The organism is Streptomyces sp. NPDC002845, assembly GCF_053591955.1.
The window spans coordinates 53981-73277 of the sequence record NZ_JBSFUU010000048.1 but is presented as its reverse complement, the minus strand read 5'-3'; the positions used below and the strand labels follow the sequence as shown (position 1 = coordinate 73277).

At 71.7% G+C, this 19297-nt stretch carries 23 protein-coding genes and 2 pseudogenes; 9 read left to right on the top strand and 16 right to left on the bottom strand.

Translation table 11 applies throughout. The annotated features are described in order from the left end of the window. Nucleotides 1–239: 239 nt before the first annotated feature. From ACWD3C_RS30300 to ACWD3C_RS30270, 7 genes and pseudogenes are all read right to left on the bottom strand, one after another. Nucleotides 240–339, bottom strand: a pseudogene (locus ACWD3C_RS30300) (hypothetical protein); the annotation flags it as partial. A gap of 150 nt (nt 340–489) precedes the next feature. Then, nucleotides 490–912 carry a DUF4180 domain-containing protein gene (locus ACWD3C_RS30295; RefSeq protein WP_451149350.1) on the bottom strand — a complete coding sequence of 141 codons (423 nt, stop codon included), beginning with the start codon at nt 910–912 and terminating at the stop codon, nt 490–492. Between the two features lie 32 nt (nt 913–944). Beyond that, nucleotides 945–1397, bottom strand: coding sequence for a helix-turn-helix domain-containing protein (locus ACWD3C_RS30290; RefSeq protein ID WP_451149349.1), 453 nt, complete (start codon nt 1395–1397; stop codon nt 945–947). A gap of 113 nt (nt 1398–1510) precedes the next feature. Further along, nucleotides 1511–2320: an SAM-dependent methyltransferase gene (locus ACWD3C_RS30285; RefSeq protein ID WP_451149348.1), complete on the bottom strand. Its 810-nt coding sequence runs from the start codon at nt 2318–2320 to the stop codon at nt 1511–1513. 34 nt (nt 2321–2354) lie between these two features. Then, nucleotides 2355–2900 (bottom strand): hypothetical protein, encoded by a 546-nt coding sequence (locus ACWD3C_RS30280; RefSeq protein WP_451149347.1) that lies wholly within the window; start codon nt 2898–2900, stop codon nt 2355–2357. Nucleotides 2901–3254: 354 nt separating this feature from the next. Then, nucleotides 3255–3500: a DUF397 domain-containing protein gene (locus ACWD3C_RS30275; protein ID WP_451149346.1), complete on the bottom strand. Its 246-nt coding sequence runs from the start codon at nt 3498–3500 to the stop codon at nt 3255–3257. A gap of 2 nt (nt 3501–3502) precedes the next feature. Continuing rightward, nucleotides 3503–4324, bottom strand: coding sequence for a helix-turn-helix domain-containing protein (locus ACWD3C_RS30270; protein ID WP_451149356.1), 822 nt, complete (start codon nt 4322–4324; stop codon nt 3503–3505). A 303-nt stretch (nt 4325–4627) separates the two neighbouring features. Here ACWD3C_RS30270 and ACWD3C_RS30265 point away from each other — a divergent pair, with 303 nt between their 5' ends. Then, nucleotides 4628–6058: a hypothetical protein gene (locus tag ACWD3C_RS30265; protein WP_451149345.1), complete on the top strand. Its 1431-nt coding sequence runs from the start codon at nt 4628–4630 to the stop codon at nt 6056–6058. Nucleotides 6059–6082: 24 nt separating this feature from the next. Here ACWD3C_RS30265 and ACWD3C_RS30260 read toward each other — a convergent pair whose 3' ends face one another. After that, nucleotides 6083–6853, bottom strand: coding sequence for an SDR family NAD(P)-dependent oxidoreductase (locus ACWD3C_RS30260; protein WP_451149344.1), 771 nt, complete (start codon nt 6851–6853; stop codon nt 6083–6085). Between the two features lie 362 nt (nt 6854–7215). Between ACWD3C_RS30260 and ACWD3C_RS30255 the strand changes: the two genes are divergently transcribed. The 3 genes from ACWD3C_RS30255 to ACWD3C_RS30245 all read left to right on the top strand — a co-directional run bounded on the left by ACWD3C_RS30255 (nt 7216) and on the right by ACWD3C_RS30245 (nt 8765). Next, nucleotides 7216–7557 carry an ATP-binding protein gene (locus ACWD3C_RS30255; RefSeq protein WP_451149343.1) on the top strand — a complete coding sequence of 114 codons (342 nt, stop codon included), beginning with the start codon at nt 7216–7218 and terminating at the stop codon, nt 7555–7557. Further along, complete coding sequence (locus tag ACWD3C_RS30250; protein ID WP_451149342.1) at nt 7554–8099, top strand: DUF6624 domain-containing protein; 546 nt, start codon at nt 7554–7556, stop codon at nt 8097–8099. Before ACWD3C_RS30255 ends, ACWD3C_RS30250 begins: the two co-directional genes overlap by 4 nt. Nucleotides 8100–8264: 165 nt before the next feature. Then, complete coding sequence (locus tag ACWD3C_RS30245; RefSeq protein ID WP_451149341.1) at nt 8265–8765, top strand: hypothetical protein; 501 nt, start codon at nt 8265–8267, stop codon at nt 8763–8765. 43 nt (nt 8766–8808) lie between these two features. Here ACWD3C_RS30245 and ACWD3C_RS30240 read toward each other — a convergent pair whose 3' ends face one another. After that, nucleotides 8809–9234, bottom strand: coding sequence for a MarR family winged helix-turn-helix transcriptional regulator (locus ACWD3C_RS30240; RefSeq protein ID WP_451149340.1), 426 nt, complete (start codon nt 9232–9234; stop codon nt 8809–8811). A gap of 66 nt (nt 9235–9300) precedes the next feature. Between ACWD3C_RS30240 and ACWD3C_RS30235 the strand changes: the two genes are divergently transcribed. Further along, entirely contained in the window at nt 9301–9747 is a 447-nt protein-coding gene (locus ACWD3C_RS30235; RefSeq protein WP_451149339.1) for a PaaI family thioesterase, read from the top strand. 46 nt (nt 9748–9793) lie between these two features. Here the strand turns inward: ACWD3C_RS30235 and ACWD3C_RS30230 are convergent, their stop codons facing one another. The 3 genes from ACWD3C_RS30230 to ACWD3C_RS30220 form a co-directional block, all read right to left on the bottom strand. Continuing rightward, nucleotides 9794–10150 (bottom strand): DUF6343 family protein, encoded by a 357-nt coding sequence (locus tag ACWD3C_RS30230; protein WP_451149338.1) that lies wholly within the window; start codon nt 10148–10150, stop codon nt 9794–9796. 112 nt (nt 10151–10262) lie between these two features. Next, on the bottom strand, nt 10263–10724 hold the full coding sequence (locus tag ACWD3C_RS30225; protein WP_451149337.1) for a TIGR03668 family PPOX class F420-dependent oxidoreductase: 462 nt from the start codon (nt 10722–10724) through the stop codon (nt 10263–10265). Nucleotides 10725–10782: 58 nt separating this feature from the next. Beyond that, nucleotides 10783–11424 (bottom strand): phosphoribosyltransferase, encoded by a 642-nt coding sequence (locus ACWD3C_RS30220; protein ID WP_451149336.1) that lies wholly within the window; start codon nt 11422–11424, stop codon nt 10783–10785. Between the two features lie 177 nt (nt 11425–11601). Here ACWD3C_RS30220 and ACWD3C_RS30215 point away from each other — a divergent pair. Further along, nucleotides 11602–12775: pseudogene (locus tag ACWD3C_RS30215) on the top strand (polysaccharide pyruvyl transferase family protein); the annotation flags it as partial. 99 nt (nt 12776–12874) lie between these two features. Further along, on the top strand, nt 12875–14326 hold the full coding sequence (locus ACWD3C_RS30210; protein ID WP_451149355.1) for an FAD-dependent oxidoreductase: 1452 nt from the start codon (nt 12875–12877) through the stop codon (nt 14324–14326). 28 nt (nt 14327–14354) lie between these two features. On the opposite strand, the gene ACWD3C_RS30205 is transcribed toward ACWD3C_RS30210, so the two are convergent. The 3 genes from ACWD3C_RS30205 to ACWD3C_RS30195 form a co-directional block, all read right to left on the bottom strand. Further along, nucleotides 14355–15041 carry a dienelactone hydrolase family protein gene (locus ACWD3C_RS30205; protein WP_451149335.1) on the bottom strand — a complete coding sequence of 229 codons (687 nt, stop codon included), beginning with the start codon at nt 15039–15041 and terminating at the stop codon, nt 14355–14357. Nucleotides 15042–15194: 153 nt separating this feature from the next. Continuing rightward, a complete protein-coding gene (locus tag ACWD3C_RS30200; RefSeq protein WP_451149334.1) occupies nt 15195–16163 on the bottom strand; it encodes an aldo/keto reductase in 969 nt (322 codons plus the stop codon). 78 nt (nt 16164–16241) lie between these two features. Further along, nucleotides 16242–16547, bottom strand: coding sequence for a DUF427 domain-containing protein (locus ACWD3C_RS30195; protein ID WP_451149333.1), 306 nt, complete (start codon nt 16545–16547; stop codon nt 16242–16244). A gap of 239 nt (nt 16548–16786) precedes the next feature. Between ACWD3C_RS30195 and ACWD3C_RS30190 the strand changes: the two genes are divergently transcribed. Together ACWD3C_RS30190 and ACWD3C_RS30185 are read left to right on the top strand one after the other, a co-directional pair. Then, nucleotides 16787–17680 (top strand): Crp/Fnr family transcriptional regulator, encoded by an 894-nt coding sequence (locus ACWD3C_RS30190; RefSeq protein WP_451149332.1) that lies wholly within the window; start codon nt 16787–16789, stop codon nt 17678–17680. A 247-nt stretch (nt 17681–17927) separates the two neighbouring features. Further along, entirely contained in the window at nt 17928–18749 is an 822-nt protein-coding gene (locus ACWD3C_RS30185) for a class I SAM-dependent methyltransferase (protein ID WP_451149331.1), read from the top strand. A 39-nt stretch (nt 18750–18788) separates the two neighbouring features. Here the strand turns inward: ACWD3C_RS30185 and ACWD3C_RS30180 are convergent, their stop codons facing one another. Further along, on the bottom strand, nt 18789–19208 hold the full coding sequence (locus tag ACWD3C_RS30180) for a DoxX family protein (protein WP_451149354.1): 420 nt from the start codon (nt 19206–19208) through the stop codon (nt 18789–18791). Nucleotides 19209–19297 lie beyond the last annotated feature (89 nt).

Genomic DNA, 19297 nt, shown 5'->3' with positions numbered 1-19297 from the left:
TTCATTCAACTCTCGTCAAGCCCTGGGGCATTGACACTTCAGTCAACGCCACAGGGCTTTCATGTCGGCACTCTGAGTCAGCAAGCCAAGACCCCGGCGACCGCTCGCGGTACGGCCCCAGGGCGCGGCCCACGCTGACAAGGAGCGTCGACAGTGAACGTTTCTACCACCCGTCCGACCGGCACGGCAGAGGCGCCCGCCCTGCCTGTCGATTTCGAGATGATGCGCGCGACCGCGCGCCGTCTGCTCGGCCCGCACCCAGTTGCGCAGCGTCTCCCGGCTGATGCCCAGATCCTTGCCGCTGCCCTTGAAGGTGTGGCTCGGGTCCGACAGATACAGGGCGACGGCGTCTGCCTTGAACTCGGGCGAGTAGGACCTTCATCACCATAGAGATCCCTCCCACCCAGCCCCTGGCGGAGCCGGGCTCAGAGGTGTCCACCACCCGGGGACAGGACCCTGAAGTGCGGAGAAGTTCCGTGGGGTGGAAAATCAGCCCGCGCCCGGCCCGGCCGTCGAGGTGTCTTTCCGCGGGCGGGGCCGCATTCGTTCGCGGAGGCCCACCAGGTCGTCCACGAACCACACCGAGCGGCCGCGGTTGCTCTCGCGGACCAGGTCGCACAGGGCCGCGCCGGTGGCCGTGTGTGCCGTGATGTCGCCGACGATCGCCAGCCCGATGCGGTACTGCGCGAACTTCTGGGTGAACTCTCCGGCCATGCCCGTGCGGAGCCGGAAGAAGTCCGGGTCCAGGCGTCCCACAGGTACCGCCGCCCATGAGGCGTCGGCGCCGAATGCCGCGCCGATCAGGTCGAGGGCTCCCTGGGTGCCGCGCAGCGTGGGCCCTTCGGCCGGGCTGAGCAGGACGGGTACGCCGTGCATCACCTCGACCGTCTCGGACTCGAAGCCGGTGGTCATGGCCTCTTCTCCCTCCCTCTTCCCGTCCTGCGTCACTTGTCCTCGACCATCGCGGTGAGCAGCCGCAGGGCATCGGTCACCGGCTCCAGGCTGCCGATCAGGATGACCTTGAGGGCGGCGCGTTCCTCTTCGTAGATCGTCTCGACGCGCAACCGGCTCTCGCCCTCGCCCGGCCCCGACATCACGATCGCGCCGAGCATGGTGCTGACGCGTCCCACGGTGGCGGGGGCCACCGCGTCCACGTGGACGATGGTGGTGGCCTCCGCACGCCGGACGCGGCTCGCGCTCTCGCGGGCCGTCGACTCCACGGGGCGGCCGGTGAACTCGGCCAGGTCGTCGGCCGCGATGCGGTAGCGCTTGCCGACACGGGTCGCCTTGAGTTTCCCGTCGCGCACATAGCCGCGAACCGTCTTGGCGTGCAGGCCGAGGAGGTCGGACACCTCGTCCACGGTGTACTGCCGAGGGCTCCCTGTGGGGCGCTCCATGACACTTCCTTCCCTATCACTCCCCATGAGCCTAACAGAGAGCCAGCTTTAGGGAAGGATAGGGAAGACTATAGGGAAGGGGCAGGTTGGTGTTCGTGTGGCCACCAGACCGCTTACGGCTTGTACGCCACCCCGCCGTAGACGTCCGTGGGCACCGGGGCCGTGCCCGGTTCCGGGCGCCAGAGGGGGCAGGAGACGATGCCGGGTTCCAGGAGCTCCAAGCCCTCGTAGTAGGCGGCGAGTTGCTCGGGGCTGCGCAGGACGTACGGGATGGCGCCGGTGTCGTCGTAGCCGTCCTGGGCGCGCTTGAGTTCCTGGTCGGTGTCGGTGCTGTCGTAGTGCACGAAGTAGCTGCCGGAGGGCAGGGCGGCCTGGAGACGGCGGACGATCGACTTGGCCTCCTCGTAGTCCTGGATGTGGCCGAGGATGCCCATCAGCATGAGGCCCACGGGCCGGCTGAAGTCCAGGATCTTGCCGACGGCTTCGAGGATGGTGTCGGGGTCGTGGAGGTCGGCGTCGACGTAGTCGGTGACGCCCTCGGGGGTGCTGGTGAGCAGGGCCTGGGCGTGGCGCAGGACCAGGGGGTCGTTGTCGACGTAGACGATGCGGGACTCGGGGGCGACCTTCTGGGCGACCTGGTGCGTGTTGTCGTACGTCGGCAGACCGGTGCCGATGTCGAGGAACTGGCGGATGCCGCAGTCGCGGGCCACGAAGGTGACCGTGCGGATGAGGTAGGTGCGCGAGGCCCGGGCCATCGTCTCGATGTTGGGGGCGATCTCGCGGTAGGCGTCGCCGGCGACGCGGTCGACCTCGTAGTTGTCCTTTCCGCCCATCCAGTAGTTCCAGATGCGGGCCGAGTGCGGCACCGTGGTGTCGATCTTCGACAGGGCTTCCTGATCGGGAGTGGGGCGGCTTTCTGCCATGGGAACTCTCCTGCCTCGCATCGCGCGGTCTTCGCTAACCTACCGTCAACTGGCGGAATTCTCGCCAGAGTTGGGACTGCCGAGGTGCGGGTGCACGCATGTGGTGACCCGGCTGGCCGATGTCGACCGTCAGCACGGGCACGTGCTGGGCGAGGGTCACGAACACCCGGGCGTACGCGGTGGCCGCCTCGGCCGTCTCCGTACTGTGCTCATGCTCGTCCTCGGCGGGCACCGGCGCCGTCACATGGAGCATGGCGCCGTCGCGTTCGGCGACCGCCTCGGCGAAGTCGAGTGCCTGGATCCAGGTGACCCGGGAGCGTCCGCGGCGCAGCGGTCCGTAGACGAGTTCCCGGATGATGCTGCCGTCGACGGCCAGGCGGCCCGGTCCGGACAGCAGCTCGCGGTAGGGCAGGGCCGGGTCCAGGTGGTGGAGGCCGGGCGGCATGCGCCGTATCTCGAAGCCCAGGTGGGCCAGTTCGGCCGCCAGGTGCGCTCTGCGCGACCCCTCGTGTGCCCCGTACCCTTCATGCCCCTCGATCACCAGCGTCCGGTACTGCGTGAGGGTGGGCAGCAGTCTCATGCCCGCCCCTCGGGAGCGGCCCGGCCGGGGTTGCCGGCACGTCCGGCGGGCGGCATGGCGCGACCCGGGACGCGAGGCGGCGTACGCATGCCGCTCCCTTCGAGTGGTACAGCGTGCTACGGGGGCGGGTGCCCAACTCTCTCAGTGTGTGCGGGGGTTGCGGGGTGGCGGGAGTACGCGTGTGGGTTGTCCGGTTGTGCGGGCGTAGTGACAACGCGCTTCGGACAGTGAACGCGGTAATAAGAGGTACGCAGTAATAAGAGGTAAGCGGACAGTGAAAGGCACCGGGCGGTGCGGACCCCGTGGCCCCGCACCGCCCGGTGCCGGCTCCTCGGTCGTCCCCTGCGACGACCGTCAGGCGATCAGGAAGTCGGCCTCGCCGGCCTTGGCTCCCTCCAGGAACGCCACCATCTCCTCCCGTGAGTAGACCAGCGCGGGTCCGGCCGGGTCCTTGGACTGCCGGAAGGCGACGCTGCCGTCGGGCAGTCGCTTGGCCTCGACGCAGGAGCCGCCGTTGGTGCCGCTCCAGGGCTTGTGCCAGCCCTCGGTGCCGAGGTCGACGGCTGACATGCCGCTGTGGATGGGGCCGTTGGGTGCCATGGTCACAACTCCTTACGCAGTGCTGCCAGGATGTCCCTGGTCCGGGCGACCGGTTCCGCTTGCACGGACATCCGGTCCAGTACTTCGAGGTAGGTCACGACGTCCGCGGGCTGGTCGTAGTACTGGGCGCCCGCGAGGCTCTCGGTGTAGACGATGTCGGGGAGTTCGGAGAACCCGAACCGGAAGTAGTGGAAGGGGCCGAAGGCTCCCGGGTGCGGGCCGGCCGCGAAGCGCATGATCTGGATCCTGACCTTCGGGTGCCCCAGCACCTCGGTCATGCGGTCGATCTGGGTCCGCATCACCTCGGGCCCGCCCACCGGCCGGCGCAGCACGGTCTCGTCGAGGATGGCCCAGATGGCGGGTGCCTCGGGTTTGGCCAGCAGGTCCTGGCGCCTGACGCGCAGGGAGATCCTGCGCTCGATGTCCTCCTCGGTCTCGTTGGGGAAACCGACGCGCATGAGGGCGGCGGCGTACTCGGGGGTCTGCAACAGGCCCGGCACGTACTGGGGTTCGTAGAGGCGGATGACGGCGGCTTCGCTCTCCAGGCTCACGTATGCGCTGAACCAGTCCGGCAGCACGTCGCGGTACTTGTACCACCAGCCGGGCTGGTTGGCCTCGCGGGCCAGGTTGACGAAGTCCTCGATCTCCTGGGCGGAGACTCCGTAGGCGCGCAGCAACTCCTTGACGTAGGGGATACGGAGGCCGACCTCGGCCTTCTCCATGCGGCGAACCGTCAGGGCGGTGACCTCGATGGTCCGTGCGGCGTCCTCGAACGACGCCCCGGCCTGTTCCCGCAGGTGCCTCAGGCGTTTTCCGAGCACCATGCGCAGGACCGTGGGGGCCGTGGGGGCACCGCCTCCTGAGCGGGTCTCACTCACGTGCTACCTCCCAGGACGGGACTCACAGCGTGCAGTGTGCCACGCGATCCATTGACACGAACAGATCCCGGGAGTTCATTCTGAAATTATCAGAACGCAGGTTGCGGGCTGAGTTGTTCGGCCACCATAGTGATCGAGTGACCTACCGCACACACGCGGCGGCGTCTCTCGATCTCCTCCGGCCCGTCCGGGAGTTGGCGCCTCGGCGGGTACGGGTCAAACCGCGCGCCGACATGAAGCGAGACCTGGATGGCCGCCGTGACGAACGGACAACCGAGGACCCAGGGCAAGGACACGGGCGGGCCCAACAAGGCCCTGGCGGCCGCGCTCAAGGAGGCGGGCTGCTCGTACGCCTCCCTCGCCCTCCGGGTCAATGACCTGGGCCGCTGCCAGGGCACGGAGAGCAACTACGACAAGGCGTCCGTGACCCGCTGGCTCCAGGGCCAGCAACCGCGCGGCAACACCCCGGAGTTGATCGCCGCGGTGCTCGGCGAGCGGCTGGGCCGTCCGGTGACCCCCGCCGACCTCGGTTTCCCGCCCGACGGCGGGCGCCCGGTGGTGGGGCGGGCGCTCGTGTACGGGGAGAACGTGGCGGAGACCCTGCACACCCTGGCCGAGCTCGGCTCCACCGACATCTCCCGGCGCAGCCTGCTCGGGCCGGTCCCGTTCGTCCCGGGTGCGCTGACGAACCCTCAGCGGGCGTGGCTGCTGTGGCTGGTCGAGAGCGAGGACGCCACGCGCCCGGCGTCCGTGTCCGCCGTACCGGCCGTGTCCGGCGCCGGGCCGGTGGAGCAGGTGCACGCGATGATCCGCATGTTCGACGAGATGGACAACCACTACGGGGGCGGCGGTGTCCGCACGAGCATCGTGCAGTACCTGTCGACCGAGGTCATTCCCATGCTGCAACGGCGCGGCGCGCCTGCGCACGAGCGCCGCGAGCTGTTCGCGGCGGCGGCCCGGCTCGCGGCGATGGCGGGCTGGAGTTCGTACGACGCCGGGGAGTACGGCCTGGCGCAGCGGTACATGACCCAGGCGCTGCGGCTCTGCGCCGAGGGCCACGACCGGGTGCTCGGCGGTCAGATCCTGGCCGGGCTCTCCCATCTGGCGACCAGCCTGGGCCGTCCCGACGAGGGGGTGGCGCTGGCCCGGGCCGGTGTCGCCACCGCCAGGAGCGCGGGCAGTCCGCTCGGCCTGATGCGGCTGTACGCCATGTCCGCGCGCGGACACGCGGCGCTCGGCCGGCCGCGCGAGACCTCCCAGGCCCTGCGCGCGGCCGAGAAGCAGTTGGACGCCAGCCGTGGCCCCGCGGAGGAGTCGCCGTGGGTCCGCTTCCTCGACCACCACTATCTGCAGGCCGAGTCCGCCGTGTGCTTCCGCGATCTGGGGCTGGCCGCGCAGGCCGAGCACACCGCGAGCGAGTCCGTGCGCGCCCACGCCGACCGCCGTCGCCGCCAGGCCATCAGCCGCTCCGTCCTGGCGACGGCCCATCTGCAGCAGAACCGGCTGGACGAGGCGATCGCCACGGCCACCGAGGCGCTCGACGCGCTGAGCGGTGTCCACAGCGAGCGGTCCATCCAGGCGCTGCGCGACTTCCGCGGACGGCTCGGGTCCCGCGGCGACGAGCCGATCGTGCGGGACTTCGAGCGGCGGTCGCGGGTGGTACTGGGGACCGCTGCCTGACGGCGGGGTGTGCTCCGTACGACGTCAGTAGCCGTCGGGCGAGGGCGCGTTCTGGGCCCGGTCGACGGGCAGGTGGGCGCCGGAGACGACCGGCTCGCCGCCCGGCAACTCTCCCCGCGCGAAGGCCGCGTACGCCTCGGGGTCCTGTGTGCGCATACGGTCCCAGCGGCGGCCGGGGACGAGCATCGAGCCCGGTGATACGGCGTTGACGCGGATGCCGTCGGGGCCCAGCTCACGGGCCAGGGAGCCGGCCAGGTGGATCTGGGCGCTCTTGGCCACGCCGTACTGGGCGGGCGGCCCCGGTTTCCAGCCGGAGACGGACGCGATCACGACGACCGAGCCGCCGCCGGCGGCGCGCAGGTACGGAAGCGCGGCGCGGACCAGCCGTACCGTGTGCCCGACGTTCAGGTCCCAGGTCGCCGCCCAGTCCGCGCTGCCGGCCTGTTCGAATCGGCCGCCCCGGGAGCCGCCGACGCACGCCACCACGCCGTCCAACGCATTGCCGAAACGTTTCCCCATGTGGGTGACGAACTCCTCCAGCCGACCGGGCTCCATGACGTCGAGCGTCTCGGTGCACAGCCGGGCGCGGGCCTCCGCCGTCACGGACGCAACCAGTGCCTCCAGTCCCGTCGCCGTCCGTGCGCAGGTCCCCACCCGGGCCCCTTCGTCGAGCAGCAGCCGCACGATCTGCTCGCCGAGGCCCCGGCTGCCCCCGGTGACCAGCACTCTCCTGCCGTGCATGCCGGTCCAGCCGTGCCGCTGCGCGGGGACCTGTCCCCCGTTCGCCTTGCTCATGCGGGCGAACATACAGCTCACGTCACTACGCCCCCGCAACCGGACAACCCCTGCACCACCTGGCCCTCGACGCCTCCGGTGCTGTTGTCTTCGACAACAGCACCGGCGCCCGCCATACGGGCCGTGCCGCACCCGAAGGAGTCGACGATGACGGCAGTCAGTGTCGGCGCGCATCGCCGCCGCGCCCCTGCCTCGCCAGTACGGCGCGCCCGACCGCGCGCCCGCACGGAAGGTGCCGCGGCACCCGGCGGAAACGGCCGCCGACCACGCGTGGTGAGGCTCCCTTGATCTCACTCGGCAGGCCTCGCCTCCTCCAGATCGCGGTACCCGCGCACCCCTCGTGTGCTGCCAGGGTCCGGCGCATGGTGGCCGCGCATCTCAGGCTCTGGCAGCTCTCCGCCCTCGTCGACGACGCGGTGCTGGCGACGGGCGAGCTGTTCGCCAACGCCGTTCGGCACGCGAGCACCGATCCCGCCGACACCGTCGCCGTCACCCTGGAGTTCTGCGGCCGCGAACTGCGCGTCACCCTCGCCGACTCCTCGCCCGTGCTGCCGCTGCCCCGTGTGCCGGACGCGGGCACCGAGTCGGGGCGGGGGCTGTCCATCGTGGCCGCGCTGGCCGACGACTGGGGCACGGCGCCGCCCGAGCCCGGTGACACCGGCAAGAGGGTGTGGTTCTCGCTCGCCGTCGGGGGGACGCCATGAGGGGCGCGCCGTCCCAGGGACCGCCGTCGGGCGCGGCGCCCCGCGAGGCCTCCCTCGCCGCCGAACTGGTCCGCAGGGTCGAGGAGGACCACCGGCTGGCACGGGAGGCGCCCACCGCGTTCAGCCGGCACCGCATCGCCCGGTGCCGCGGGGAGAACGCCGAAGCGCTCAAGGCGGTCGTCGCCCGCCACGGCTGGCCCACCGCCGAGCTCGTCGGCGAACCCGCCTCGACGGCCGCCCTGATGATCCTGCTCCACGCACCCGACCTCGGCTTCCAGCTCACCTGCCGCGACCTGATCGCCGAGGCCGTCGCCGACGGCGGCTGTCCGGCCGTGCACCACGCCTACATCGCGGACCACTGCGCCGTGGAGCTGGGGCAGCCCCAGTTCTACGGAACCCGAATCAACCCCGACACCCTCTCCCCGTACGCCATTCGCCGACCCCAGGCGGTCGACGAGCGGCGCCGCGATGTGGGCCTCGGCCCGCTCGCCGAGCATCTGCGGGCGCTGCGGGAGGGGGTCGGGGTCGGGCGGGATCTCTAGGGGTCGGGCGGGATCTCCGGACGCGGGAGGTGCCGGTGACCCGGTCATCGCCGGTCGCGAGCGGCGCGCGGCTCCCTCTGTCGGGCCCGGGCCCCGCCGTGCCGCCCGACATCGGCGGCCGACCCTCGGTCCACGAGTCCGGCGGGTGCTGCGACACTGCACGCCATGGCCTCGTTCACTCCCGCGCGTGCGCTGCTTCTACTCATCAGTGGGCTGACCTGTCTGCTGGCGGCCTCCGGCGCGCTCGTCGGCGCCCTGCTCGGCGGTGCCACCGCCGCCCTCGCCGTGGGTGTGTGCTCGGGGGCGGCGGGCGTGGCGGGGTCCTTCGTCGTACGGCGGCGGGCCCTGGCGCACTTCGCCGCGGCGCAGCGGCGGGCCGGGCAGCGCGGGTACGCCGAGGGCATCGCGCACGGCGTGCTCATCCACGTGACGGCCTACCAGGCCGCCGTCTTCCCGCACACCGGCCCCACCGGTGTCACCGCCGAAGAGCGCGCGGCACGTCGTACCGTCGCCTACCGGATGGCCGCCCTCGACGAAGTGCCCCGGCTCGTCCGGGAAGCGGCGGCCGACGCGCTCGCCCTCCTCGACAAGTCGGACGAACAGGGCGCCGAAGAGGCACTGGCGCGGCTGGCCACCGCCGTGCGCCGGGAGTACGCCCGGCCTTGAGGTCCGCGGCCGGGGCGGGGCAGGCAAGCCCGGCGAGCGCGTCTCAGGGCTTCCAGTACGCCAGCTCGCGCAGGGCCGCCGCGGTCCGGGTGAAGCCTTCCTCGCCGAGCAGGGCACGGAGTTCGGCGTTGAAGCGGTCGATCTCCGGCTGGGCGGCGCGCAGTGCGGTGTTCCCGGCGTCGGTCAACTCCAGTACTACCGCGCGGTGTTCGCTCGGATGCGTCCGCTTGGTGAGGAGGCCGGACGCGGCCAGCCGTCCGACGAGCGAGGTGACGGCGGATTCACGCAGCCCGAGAGTGCGGGCGAGCCGCTGCTGTGTGACACCCGGTTCGTCGCGCACCGCGAACAGCGCGCCGAGCTGTGCGGTGGTGATGCCGGCGGCGGCCAGGCACCTCCGGTCCGCGGCGATGCGCAACTGGTGTGCCGCGCGCTGCAGCAGGAAGAACAGGCGCTGGTCGGGCTCGGGCATGGGCCGATCTTGACAGACGTGAGCGAAGGACGCCATTCTCACTTCACTAGTGAATTGAGGTGTGGCGTGAACGAAGCTCTCGATGTGGACCTCGCCCGCAAGGCGCTGGCCGCGCAGCCTTTCAGCGTGCTCCTCGGCGCCCGGCTGGTGGCCTTCGGCGACGGCTCGGCGACTCTGGAACTCGACATCCGCGAGGAGCTGCTCCAGCAGCACGGCTTCGTGCACGGCGGAGTCCTCGGCTACGCGGCGGACAACGCGCTGTCCTTCGCGGCGGGCACGGTGGTGGGCGCGCGTGTGATGACCGCCGGATTCACCGTCGACTTCCTCAGGCCGACCACCGGCGAGACCCTGCGCGCCGAGGCCCGGGTCGTCCGGGCCGGGCGCACCCGGGCGGTCTGCCGCTGCGACCTGATCACGGTCGCCGCGGACGGTACGCGGACCCTGTGCGCCGTCGCCCAGGGAACCATCTCGGTGACCGACACCACGAGCCGGACCGAGCACCGCGCGGTGTGACGACCCCGGCCGGCCGCACGGCGTCGGAGCCGGAGCCGGAGTCGGCTCAGCCCCGCTCCCGCCGCAGTCGGCGTACCACGACCACCAGGTCCAGGACCGTGAGCAGGGCGAGCGCGCCGCAGACGGCGGCGATGGCCGTCAGGACTCCGCTGCCGGGGGTTTCGCCGGGGCCGGACGCGGCGGCCCACACGGCGAACAGCACGGTCGCCGCGACGAACACGGGCAGGAAGAGGCAGGCCAGCAGCAGCCGCAGGCCAAGGGGGCTCTGGGCGGTGAGGGGTTCCGTGCCGGTCCTGGGAAAGTGGCGCCCGAAGGCCCCCGAGCGGGCGCGGGACACGGGGCCCGGTGCGCGGTGGGACGGGTCGGTCACATGCCGGGAACGGCCGGAGGGCTCTTCGTTCATGGCGCACCTCCTTCGGATCCTGCGGATACGGGTGCGTACAGGCGGGGCGCGCGGGCACCGGCGACGGGGCTCGGCTGGTGCCGGGTACCCGGCCCGTGGGCGGCCACGCGCGTCAGTCCTCGTCCTCGGGTGCCGCCCGCCAACCGCTCCACCGCGCGACGGTGACCACGATGACCGGCCCTCGCGGCGGGCGGTCCCGGTACTGGGGATACTTCCGGCACAGCAGCGCGGTCGCGGTGGCGTGCTCCTCCCCGGTGCCGTCGGCGTCGGACGCGTCGGGCGGTGGCACGATCCGGGCGGCGCCGTCGGCGCGTACCCACCACAGCCGGTCCCAGTCCTCGTCGTAGGCGTCGGCGAGCAGGCACACCTCCGGGTGGCCGGTGATGTTGCGCAGCCGCTTCAGGCGTTGGGAGCTCTTGGGCTTGTGGTCGACGGCCATGACGATCTCGTCGCCGTGCCGTGCGAACACGACCGGCACGAGGTGCGGGCCTCCGCCGGGGCCGACGGTCGCGAGCCGTGCGACGCGTGCGTCGGTGAACCGCCGCCGGGCCTCGTCGCCGTCCATCCGCGGCACGGCCGGTCACCTCCACGTCTCGTGCTCACCGCGGTCGCCCCGGGACCGGCGCACCGTGTCAGTGCTCTTGCAGCACTTCCAGCACCTGGTCGTCCGTGACCTGCTCGAAGTCCTCGTACCAGACACCGACGGCCATGAAGGCGCTCGGCTGGTACAGGCAGACCACGTCGTCGGCGTCCCCGCTCAGCAGCTCGGCGGCTTCCGGGGAGCAGACCGGCACGGCCAGGACGACACGGGCGGGTTCCCGGTTCCGTACGGACCGCACCGCGGCGCGTGCCGTCGATCCGGTGGCCAGTCCGTCGTCGACGACGATCGCCGTGCGGCCGCGGAGCTCCGGGGCGGGGCGGTCCTGCCGGTAGAGGCGTTCGCGGCGGTGGAGTTCCTCCCGCTCCCGTTCCACCACCGGGGCGAGCGCGGCCTCGCTGAGGTTCAGCCGGTCCAGGGCCCGTTTGTCGTAGAGCGGAGGGTCGTCGCCGACGATCGCGCCGACGCCGAGCTCCTCCTGGAACGGGGCTCCGATCTTCCGGCAGACCAGTACGTCGAGGGGCGCGTCGAGGACCCGTGCTACCTCCCGCGCCACGGTGACGCCACCGCGGGGCAGCGCGAGAACGACGGGATCCGGAAGGTCGCCCTTTTCCTGCAGGACACGCAGGTGCTCGGCTAGCTCCTGCCCGGCCTGCCTGCGGTCACGGAACTGCATACGCCGTTCACTCCCTCTTCCCTCGCCGGGGCCACCGGGACGGGCTCGATCCGGTGGGACACCGCGTACCCCGTGGCCGGGCGTCGATGCACGGATGTGTTTCCGGGGAGGCCTCCAGGCAACCCGGTCCCCGACCCCGGAAGCGGCACCCGACTCCGACGCGACGGGAGCGCACGGATGACCAGCTCCGCCGACCGGCAGGCGCGTCCCGTCGCCGGTACCGAGCCCCTGCGCGTCGGTGTGCTCGGCTCCTACGGGGGCTTCAACGTCGGAGACGAGTCCATCCTGACCTGCGTCCTGGGCTGTCTGCGCAGCCAGCGCCCGCATGCCCGGCTCGTCGTCTTCAGCCGGAACGCCGAGCACACCCGCACCCACCACCGCGACGCCGACGAGGTGGTCGGCTGGGAGAGCGTCACCCAGAAACAGGTGCTGGACGCGCTGTCCTGCCTGGATCTGCTGGTGCTGGGCGGTGGCGGCATCCTCTACGACGGCGAGGCGCGCCGCTATCTGCGGCTGGTCCGCGCGGCACACGACCGCGGGGTCCGTACGTTCGCCTACGCCGTGGGCGCCGGTCCGCTGCGGGAGGCCGACGACCGGGAGGCCGTGCGCACCGTGCTGCCGGACATGGACGACGTGGTGGTGCGGGACGAGGAGTCCCGGCTGGTCTTCGAGGAGGTCGGCGTGGAGCGCGAGGTCACGGTCACCGCCGACCCGGCGCTGCTGCTGCCGCCGGAGCCCTTCACCGGCCGGATGATGGTACGCGAGGGCCTGCCCGGCGGAGGCCGGCTGGTGGGGATGTCGGTGCGGGAACCGGGCCGGGCGGCCGAGAAGCCGGCCGAGGACGACTACCACGCGCTGCTCGCCGACGTGGCCGACTTCCTGGTACGGCGCTTCGACGCGCACGGTGGTCTTCATGTCGATGGAACGGCACGACGTACGGCACGCCCACGCCGTGCTGTCCCACATGACCGCCCCGGACCAGGGGCGGATCCTGCACGGCGACTACAGCCCCGGCCAGGTCCTCGGGTTCATGCGGCACCTGGACCTGGCCGTCGGCATGCGACTGCACTTCCTGATCTTCGCGGCGCTCTCCGGCCTGCCGCTGCTTCCGCTCCCCTACTCGGGCAAGGTGTTCGACTTCGCGCGCCGGATGGGCGCCCCGGCGCTGGTCGGGGTCGCGCGGGAGCAGGCCGGGCTGCTGCTGGCGGAGGTGGACCGGCTGTGGGACGAGTACCCGCAGCGGCGTACGGAGCTGCACTCCCGGGTGCGGGAACTGCGCGGCCTCGCCCAGGAGACCTGCACGCGCTGCGCGGTCCTGCTCGACGACATCGACGGAAGCGACCGCGCCGGCGTGGAAGAGAGCCGGTTACGCGTACGGCCGCCCTGGACCGACGCGAACGCGCGCAAGGGTGCCCGACCGTACGCGGAAGGGAGCCGGCAGGAGGAACCGATGCCCATCCTGGAGCCACCCGACAAACCCCGTACCGTCACGCTGCCACCGCGGTCCGCGCGGTACGGCGGACGCGCCGACGTCCTGGTGGTCGGCGGCGGCCCCGCCGGCTGCGGCGCCGCGCTCGCCGCGGCGGACGCGGGCGCCGACGTCGTACTGGTCGAGCGCTACGGCTTTCTCGGCGGCAACGCGACCGTGGCGCTGGTGATGCCGCTGATGTCGTTCCACAACGAGCACCGGCAGGCCGTGTGCGACGGCACCGAGGACGGCACCCGGCTGCTGCCCACCGACCACGGCGAGGGCGAGCCGGTGGTGGCCGGCGTCCTATGGCGACTGCTGGCCCGGCTCACCGAACGCGGCGGGTGCGTACCGCCCTCCGGCGAGACCGGCTACACGGTCCCGTTCGATCCGGAGGTCTTCAAGCTCGTCCTGCTCGATCTGGTGGACGAGTCGGGCGTACGGCTGCTGTTCCACGCCTTCGCGTCCGCCGCGCTGCCGCTCGACGACGGCTGGCGGGTGGTCTTCGAGACCAAGTCGGGGCCGGTGGTGGTCGATGCCGGGGTGGTCGTGGACGGTACGGGTGACGGCGACATCGCGGCCGCCTGCGGGGCGCCGTACGAGATCGGCCGGCCGGAGGACGGGCTGGTGCAGCCGATGACGCTCATGTTCCGTGTCGCGGACTTCGCGCGCCCGCGGTTCGCGGAGTACGTACGCGCGCACCCCGACCAGTGGCTCGGTGTGCACGGCCTGTGGGACCTGGTCCAGGAGGCCACGGCAGCCGGGGAACTCCAACTGCCGCGCGAGGACGTGCTGTTCTTCGCCACCCCGCACCCCGGCGAGATCAGCGTCAACACCACCCGCGTCACCGGGGCGCTGGGCACGAGCGTGTGGGACCTCAGCCGCGCCGAGTGCGCCGCCCGCCGCCAGCTGGCCCAGATCGACCGCTTCCTGCGGAACCGGGTGCCGGGATTCGAGGAGTCGTACGTGGTGCAGAGCGGCACCCACATCGGCGTACGGGAGACCCGCCGCGTCCTCGGCGACTACCAGCTGACCGGCCACGACATCCTGGCCGCCCGCCCCTTCCCGGACGCCGTCGCGCATGGCGCCTACCCGATCGACATCCACAACCCCGAGGGCACCGGCACCCTCCTCAGGCGCGTGCCCACCGGCCGCTTCTACGACATCCCGCTGCGCTGTCTGCTGCCCCGGGGAACGGACCGGCTGCTGGTCGCCGGGCGCTGTATCTCCGGTACGCACGTGGCGCACTCCTCGTACCGGGTCATGCCCATCGCGATGGCCACCGGCCAGGCGGCAGGCGTCGCCGCGGCGCTGGCCGCCCGCCTCGGACGCGCTCCGCGGGAACTGCCCGCTTCCGTCGTCCAGGGCGAGCTCCTGCGTCAGGGTGCCCGTCTGCGCACGGACATGGCGGACGACGCGCCCGCGCCTCGGTGACCCGCGCCTCGGTGTCGGCGCCCGCGGGTCAGTACTCGTCCTCAGCCGTGCCTTTGGTGGCTTCGTGCAGGAACGTCAGCCGGTCCTCGCACCACTGCCGGGCCGTCCCGGCGACCTGTTCGAGAGCTCCGGGCTCCTCGAACAGGTGGGTGGCCCGGGGGACGACACGCAGGGAGTGCGGGGCGCGCAGCTGCCGGGCCGCCTCCTGGTTGAGCCGCAGCACCTCCGGGTCCCGTCCGCCGACGAGGAGCAGGACCGGGGCCCGTACCCGGGTCAGGGCGTCGCCCGCCAGGTCCGGCCGTCCGCCCCGGGAGATCACGGTCAGCACGCGCTCCGGCCGCTCGGCCGCGGCCATCAGCGCCGCCCCCGCGCCCGTGCTGGCGCCGAACAGGGCGATGGGCAGCCCGCCGGTGTCGGGCTGTTGCTCCAGCCAGTCGACGGCGGCGACCAGTCGGCGGCCGAGCAGAGGAATGTCGAAGCGGTGCTGTGCCGTCACGGCGTCGACGCGGTCCTCCTCCTCGCTGAGCAGGTCCATCAACAGGGTGCCGAGTCCGGCGGTACGGAGTTCGGCGGCGACCGCCCGGTTGCGCGGGCTGTGCCGGGAGCTGCCGCTGCCGTGCGCGAACAGCACCATCGCCCGGGCCGACGACGGCACCACCAGGTCGCCCGCGAGGGCCACATCGTCGGTGGGTACCGAAACCATCTGGGTGATCATCGGTGCCATCCCCTTCCCGGGACACCGGTCCCGCAGGTCGATGCGTCCAGTTGTCCAATCGAGTACCCGGTCTCCGGGGGACGATCGCCCGGAGGACGATCCGGATAGAAGGGGCGGCCTGTACGCTCCTGGGCCGCCCCGCCGGAACCGGCCTCAGTGGCCGCTGATCGCCCGGGGTGTGTAGGGCTGTTCGAGTTCCTCGATCTCCTTGTCCGTGAGCTCGATGTCGAGGGAGGCGACCGCGTCCTGGAGGTGGTGCGGCTTGCCGGTGCCCACGATCGGCGCGGCCACCATGGTGCGGCCGAGCAGCCAGGCGAGCGCGATCCGGGCGCGCGGGACGTCGCGTTCGGCGGCGATGCGCGTGACGGCGTCGACGATCTCGCGGTCGCCGTCCCGGTAGAGGTTGCTGCCGAACTTGTCCGTGCGGCTGCGTTCCGTCGAGGTGTCCCAGTCACGGGCGAGGCGGCCGCGGGCGAGCGGGCTCCAGGGCAGTACGGCGACGCCCTGGTCCTCGCACAGCGGCAGCATCTCGCGCTCCTCCTCGCGGTAGAGGAGGTTGTAGTGGTTCTGCATGGACACGAAGCGCGTCCAGCCGTTCAGGCGGGCGGTGTACTGGAGCTTGGAGAACTGCCAGGCGTACATCGAACTCGCCCCGATGTAGCGGACCTTGCCCGCCTTGACCACGTCGTGCAGGGCCTCCATCGTCTCCTCGGCCGGGGTGTGGGGGTCGAAGCGGTGGATCTGGTAGAGGTCGACGTAGTCGGTGCCCAGGCGCCGCAGGCTGTTGTCGATCTCCGTCATGATCGCCTTGCGGGACAGGCCGCGGGCGTTGGGGCCCTCGTGCATGGCGCCGTTCACCTTGGTCGCGAGGACGATCTCCTCGCGCCGCGCGAAGTCGGCGAGCGCCCGGCCCACGATCTCCTCGCTGGTGCCGTCGGAGTAGACGTTCGCCGTGTCGAAGAAGTTGATCCCGGCCTCGACCGCCTGCCGGATCATTGGCCGCGACGCCGCCTCGTCCAGGGTCCAGTCGTGGACGCCCCGGTCGGGGAACCCGAAACTCATGCAGCCCACACAGATCCGGGACACGTCCAGCCCCGTCGAACCGAGCTTCACGTACTGCATCGTTGCTACTCCTGCCTTTGGGGGTGCACCTGACAGGCAGCGTACGAAGCGGGTGCGGGGGAAACGAGGAGCCGGTGCTCACGTGGTGTTCTCTTCCTCGACTCCCTCGACCGTGACGCCGTTCCAGAAGGCGACATGGTTCTTGATCCGCCTGGCGAACGGGCTGGGATGCGGGTAGTACCAGGCGGCATCCGGGTTGGTCCGCCCGTCGACGGTGACCGTGTAGTAGCGGGCGATGCCCTTCCACGGGCACAAGGACCTCGTCCGGCTCTCGGTGAAGTACTCCCGCTTGAGGGACTCCGGCGGGAAGTAGTGGTTTTCTTCGACCCGTTTCGTGCGCGGGGTCTCGGCGATGACGGCACCGTTCCAGGTCGCACGCATCATGGTTCTCGCCTCCCGAATCTGTTGACTCCGGCCGCTCGGATGCCAATCCGCTTCGGTCCCGACGCTACGAACCGCACCCGCCCAGAGATGTGACCGCGCTTACACTCCACGGTCCCCATCGGATGGCCCGGATGGCCGAACCGGGCGCTGTGTGACCACGGTCACAGAAGGCGGCTCCCACCAGGCCTAGCGTCCTAGGGCACAACGCTCCGTGACCGCCTCTGGAGGACGAGCACGCCATGACGCCGCAGTCGCAGCCGGAGAATCCGCCGACCAGGGGCGTAGTGCCCCACGGCGCCCCTGCCGACGAGGCCCAGGGCCGCTACTGTCTGATGGAGGGAGCCGACGCGCTGGTACACCCGGCCTGGGGTGCGGCTCCGCCTCCGTGGGCCCCCGGACGGCGTGAGGAGACGGCGACGATGATGGCGACCGGCTCGGACGAGGAACGGACCTGGTGCCTGTCCGAGGTCGACATCTTCCGCGACCTGAGCGAGCGGGAGATGGACGCCATCGCCACCGCGGCCCCCATGAAGACCTACACCGCCGGGGAAATGCTGTATGTCCCCCAGGAGCCGTGCGAGGTGCTGTTCATCCTCAAACGCGGCCGGGTCCGGATCTTCCGGGTCTCCTCCGAGGGCCGCGCCCTGACCTGCGCGATCCTCAATCCCGGCACGATCTTCGGGGAGATGCTGCTGCTCGGCCAGCGGATGTACGGCAACTACGCCGAGGCTCTGGACGACGTGACCGTGTGCGTGATGCACCGCGCCGAGGTGGACCGTTTCCTGCTGTCGGACGCCCGTATCGCCACCCGCATCACGGAACTCCTCGGCCGCCGCCTGACCGACCTCGAACAGCGTCTGTCCGACAGTGTCTTCAAGTCCGTCCCACAGCGCGTCGCCACGACACTGCTCACTCTGATGCCCCGGCAGGAACCCTCGGCCCTGCCACTGCTGCCCGGGGCGAAGCGCCAGCAGGTGACCCTCACCCACGAGCAGCTCGCCGCGCTGGTCGGCACCTCCCGGGAGACCGCCACCAAGGCGCTGCACCAGTTCGCCGACCGTGGCCTGATCCGCCTGGCCCGCGGCCGCATCACGGTCCTGGAGACGGAGCAGCTGCGCGACGCGGCCGGCTGAGTGCTCCGCGGGCTGTGCCGATGTGCGGCTCCGCCGCGGGGCCGCGATGTGCCGTCGTTCGTCTGCGGCGCCGTCGTGGCTGGTCGCGCCCACGCGGCGGAAAGGAAGGCCTCGCCTCCGGGCCGGGTTTCCCACCCGGAGCCGACGTCGGCCGCGCGTCACGTCGGCAGCAGGAAACGGTCGGGAGCAACGCGCAGGGCGAGCGCGGCCGGAGTGACGGGCAGCCCGGAATGAGGAGCTGTCCGGGATGAGGGCTGTCCGGAATGACGAGCAGAAGGGCGACACGTTGGACGACAAGGCCTGGCGCCGCTATCTCGGGACGTACCACGAAGCCCGCCCCGGTATCACCGAGCGCCTCTTCCGTCTCGCCGACGCCGACCCCTATGCCTGGCTGGCCGCACCACTGCACGGCGCCGACGGTCTGGCGGTGGTCGACCTGGCCTGCGGTTCCGCTCCGTTGCGCATGCGGCTCCCGGACGCGCGGTGGGTCGGCGTCGACGCCTCCGCGGGTGAACTCGCCGAGGCGTCCCGGCTCGGTCGCGGTCCCCTGGTACGGGCGGACGCCACCGCCCTGCCCGTGCGCTCGGCGTCCGCCGACGTGGTCTGCGCCTCCATGTGCCTGCCCGTACTCACCCCGCTGCCGCAGGTGCTGCGGGAGGTCGGGCGCGTGCTGCGCCCCGGCGGGACCCTCGTGGCCCTGGTGCCCGCCCGGTCGGGGCTGTCGGCATCCGGAGCCCTCGCCTGGGCCCGGGTGATGGCCGCGCTGCGGGCCGTGCGCCAGCCCTGGCCCAACCCACGGGCGCGCGACGGACTCACGGGGCTGCTGCGGGGTGCGGGTTTCCGCGTCCACTCCGACCAGCGCCGTCTCTTCTCCCTCGGCCTCGACACCCCGGAGGCCGTGGCCCTGCTGGTCGACGGCCTCTATCTCCCCCGCCTCACCGAACACCGCGCCCGGGCCGCCAAGAAGACCCTCGCCGCCTGGGCGCGCCCCGGCCGACGCCTCGAACTGCCGCTGCGCCGCGTGGTGGCCCAGCTCCCCGCCGAGCACACCGTCCCGGAGCGGAGATGAGCGGCAGCTGCCCCCGGACAACCGTCCGGGGCCGGTGCGTCAGCCGATGTCGAAGAGCGGTCCGGTGATCGTCAAGCCCAGGTCGGAGCCTGCGTGGGCGATGAGCGCGAACAGCATCAGCGCGGCTCCGGCGAGCGCCAGGTCCTTCTGGAACTGGATCATTTCCTGTTGCCGGGCCTGGGCGTCGCTCTCCTTCCAGAACGCGTGCATCAGCACCGCGGTCGGGACCAGGAAGACGACGAGCAGAAGTGCTCCCAGATCGGCCCAGATGCCGAGCAGCACGCTCAGCCCGCCGACGAGGAGCAGCACGCCGCTGCCGATGATTGCCGGCACGGCGGCGGGCACGCCCCGGGATGTGGCGTATCCGGCCATCCCTTTGGGCTGGGTGAGGTGGCCGAGGGCAGAGCCGAGGAAGAGCGCCGCGAAGAGGATGCGGCCGATGAGCACCAGGACGTCCATGGTGACCTCCAGGGGGTGGAATGCTGTTGAAACAAAAACCACCTAGGTCAAGCGTACCCGGACATGTGGGACGCGTCCTCCGCTGCGAC

What these genes read in the sequence shown, in the direction of transcription:
- ACWD3C_RS30295 (WP_451149350.1), bottom strand. Translation starts at nt 912, where the DNA reads ATGACCACCGGCTTCGAGTCCGAGACGGTCGAGGTGATGCACGGCGTA.
- ACWD3C_RS30290 (WP_451149349.1), bottom strand. Translation starts at nt 1,397, where the DNA reads ATGGAGCGCCCCACAGGGAGCCCTCGGCAGTACACCGTGGACGAGGTG.
- ACWD3C_RS30285 (WP_451149348.1), bottom strand. Translation starts at nt 2,320, where the DNA reads ATGGCAGAAAGCCGCCCCACTCCCGATCAGGAAGCCCTGTCGAAGATC.
- ACWD3C_RS30280 (WP_451149347.1), bottom strand. Translation starts at nt 2,900, where the DNA reads ATGAGACTGCTGCCCACCCTCACGCAGTACCGGACGCTGGTGATCGAG.
- ACWD3C_RS30275 (WP_451149346.1), bottom strand. Translation starts at nt 3,500, where the DNA reads ATGGCACCCAACGGCCCCATCCACAGCGGCATGTCAGCCGTCGACCTC.
- ACWD3C_RS30270 (WP_451149356.1), bottom strand. Translation starts at nt 4,324, where the DNA reads ATGGTGCTCGGAAAACGCCTGAGGCACCTGCGGGAACAGGCCGGGGCG.
- ACWD3C_RS30265 (WP_451149345.1), top strand. Translation starts at nt 4,628, where the DNA reads ATGGCCGCCGTGACGAACGGACAACCGAGGACCCAGGGCAAGGACACG.
- ACWD3C_RS30260 (WP_451149344.1), bottom strand. Translation starts at nt 6,853, where the DNA reads ATGAGCAAGGCGAACGGGGGACAGGTCCCCGCGCAGCGGCACGGCTGG.
- ACWD3C_RS30255 (WP_451149343.1), top strand. Translation starts at nt 7,216, where the DNA reads ATGGTGGCCGCGCATCTCAGGCTCTGGCAGCTCTCCGCCCTCGTCGAC.
- ACWD3C_RS30250 (WP_451149342.1), top strand. Translation starts at nt 7,554, where the DNA reads ATGAGGGGCGCGCCGTCCCAGGGACCGCCGTCGGGCGCGGCGCCCCGC.
- ACWD3C_RS30245 (WP_451149341.1), top strand. Translation starts at nt 8,265, where the DNA reads ATGGCCTCGTTCACTCCCGCGCGTGCGCTGCTTCTACTCATCAGTGGG.
- ACWD3C_RS30240 (WP_451149340.1), bottom strand. Translation starts at nt 9,234, where the DNA reads ATGCCCGAGCCCGACCAGCGCCTGTTCTTCCTGCTGCAGCGCGCGGCA.
- ACWD3C_RS30230 (WP_451149338.1), bottom strand. Translation starts at nt 10,150, where the DNA reads ATGAACGAAGAGCCCTCCGGCCGTTCCCGGCATGTGACCGACCCGTCC.
- ACWD3C_RS30220 (WP_451149336.1), bottom strand. Translation starts at nt 11,424, where the DNA reads ATGCAGTTCCGTGACCGCAGGCAGGCCGGGCAGGAGCTAGCCGAGCAC.
- ACWD3C_RS30210 (WP_451149355.1), top strand. Translation starts at nt 12,875, where the DNA reads ATGCCCATCCTGGAGCCACCCGACAAACCCCGTACCGTCACGCTGCCA.
- ACWD3C_RS30205 (WP_451149335.1), bottom strand. Translation starts at nt 15,041, where the DNA reads ATGATCACCCAGATGGTTTCGGTACCCACCGACGATGTGGCCCTCGCG.
- ACWD3C_RS30200 (WP_451149334.1), bottom strand. Translation starts at nt 16,163, where the DNA reads ATGCAGTACGTGAAGCTCGGTTCGACGGGGCTGGACGTGTCCCGGATC.
- ACWD3C_RS30195 (WP_451149333.1), bottom strand. Translation starts at nt 16,547, where the DNA reads ATGATGCGTGCGACCTGGAACGGTGCCGTCATCGCCGAGACCCCGCGC.
- ACWD3C_RS30190 (WP_451149332.1), top strand. Translation starts at nt 16,787, where the DNA reads ATGACGCCGCAGTCGCAGCCGGAGAATCCGCCGACCAGGGGCGTAGTG.
- ACWD3C_RS30185 (WP_451149331.1), top strand. Translation starts at nt 17,928, where the DNA reads ATGAGGGCTGTCCGGAATGACGAGCAGAAGGGCGACACGTTGGACGAC.
- ACWD3C_RS30180 (WP_451149354.1), bottom strand. Translation starts at nt 19,208, where the DNA reads ATGGACGTCCTGGTGCTCATCGGCCGCATCCTCTTCGCGGCGCTCTTC.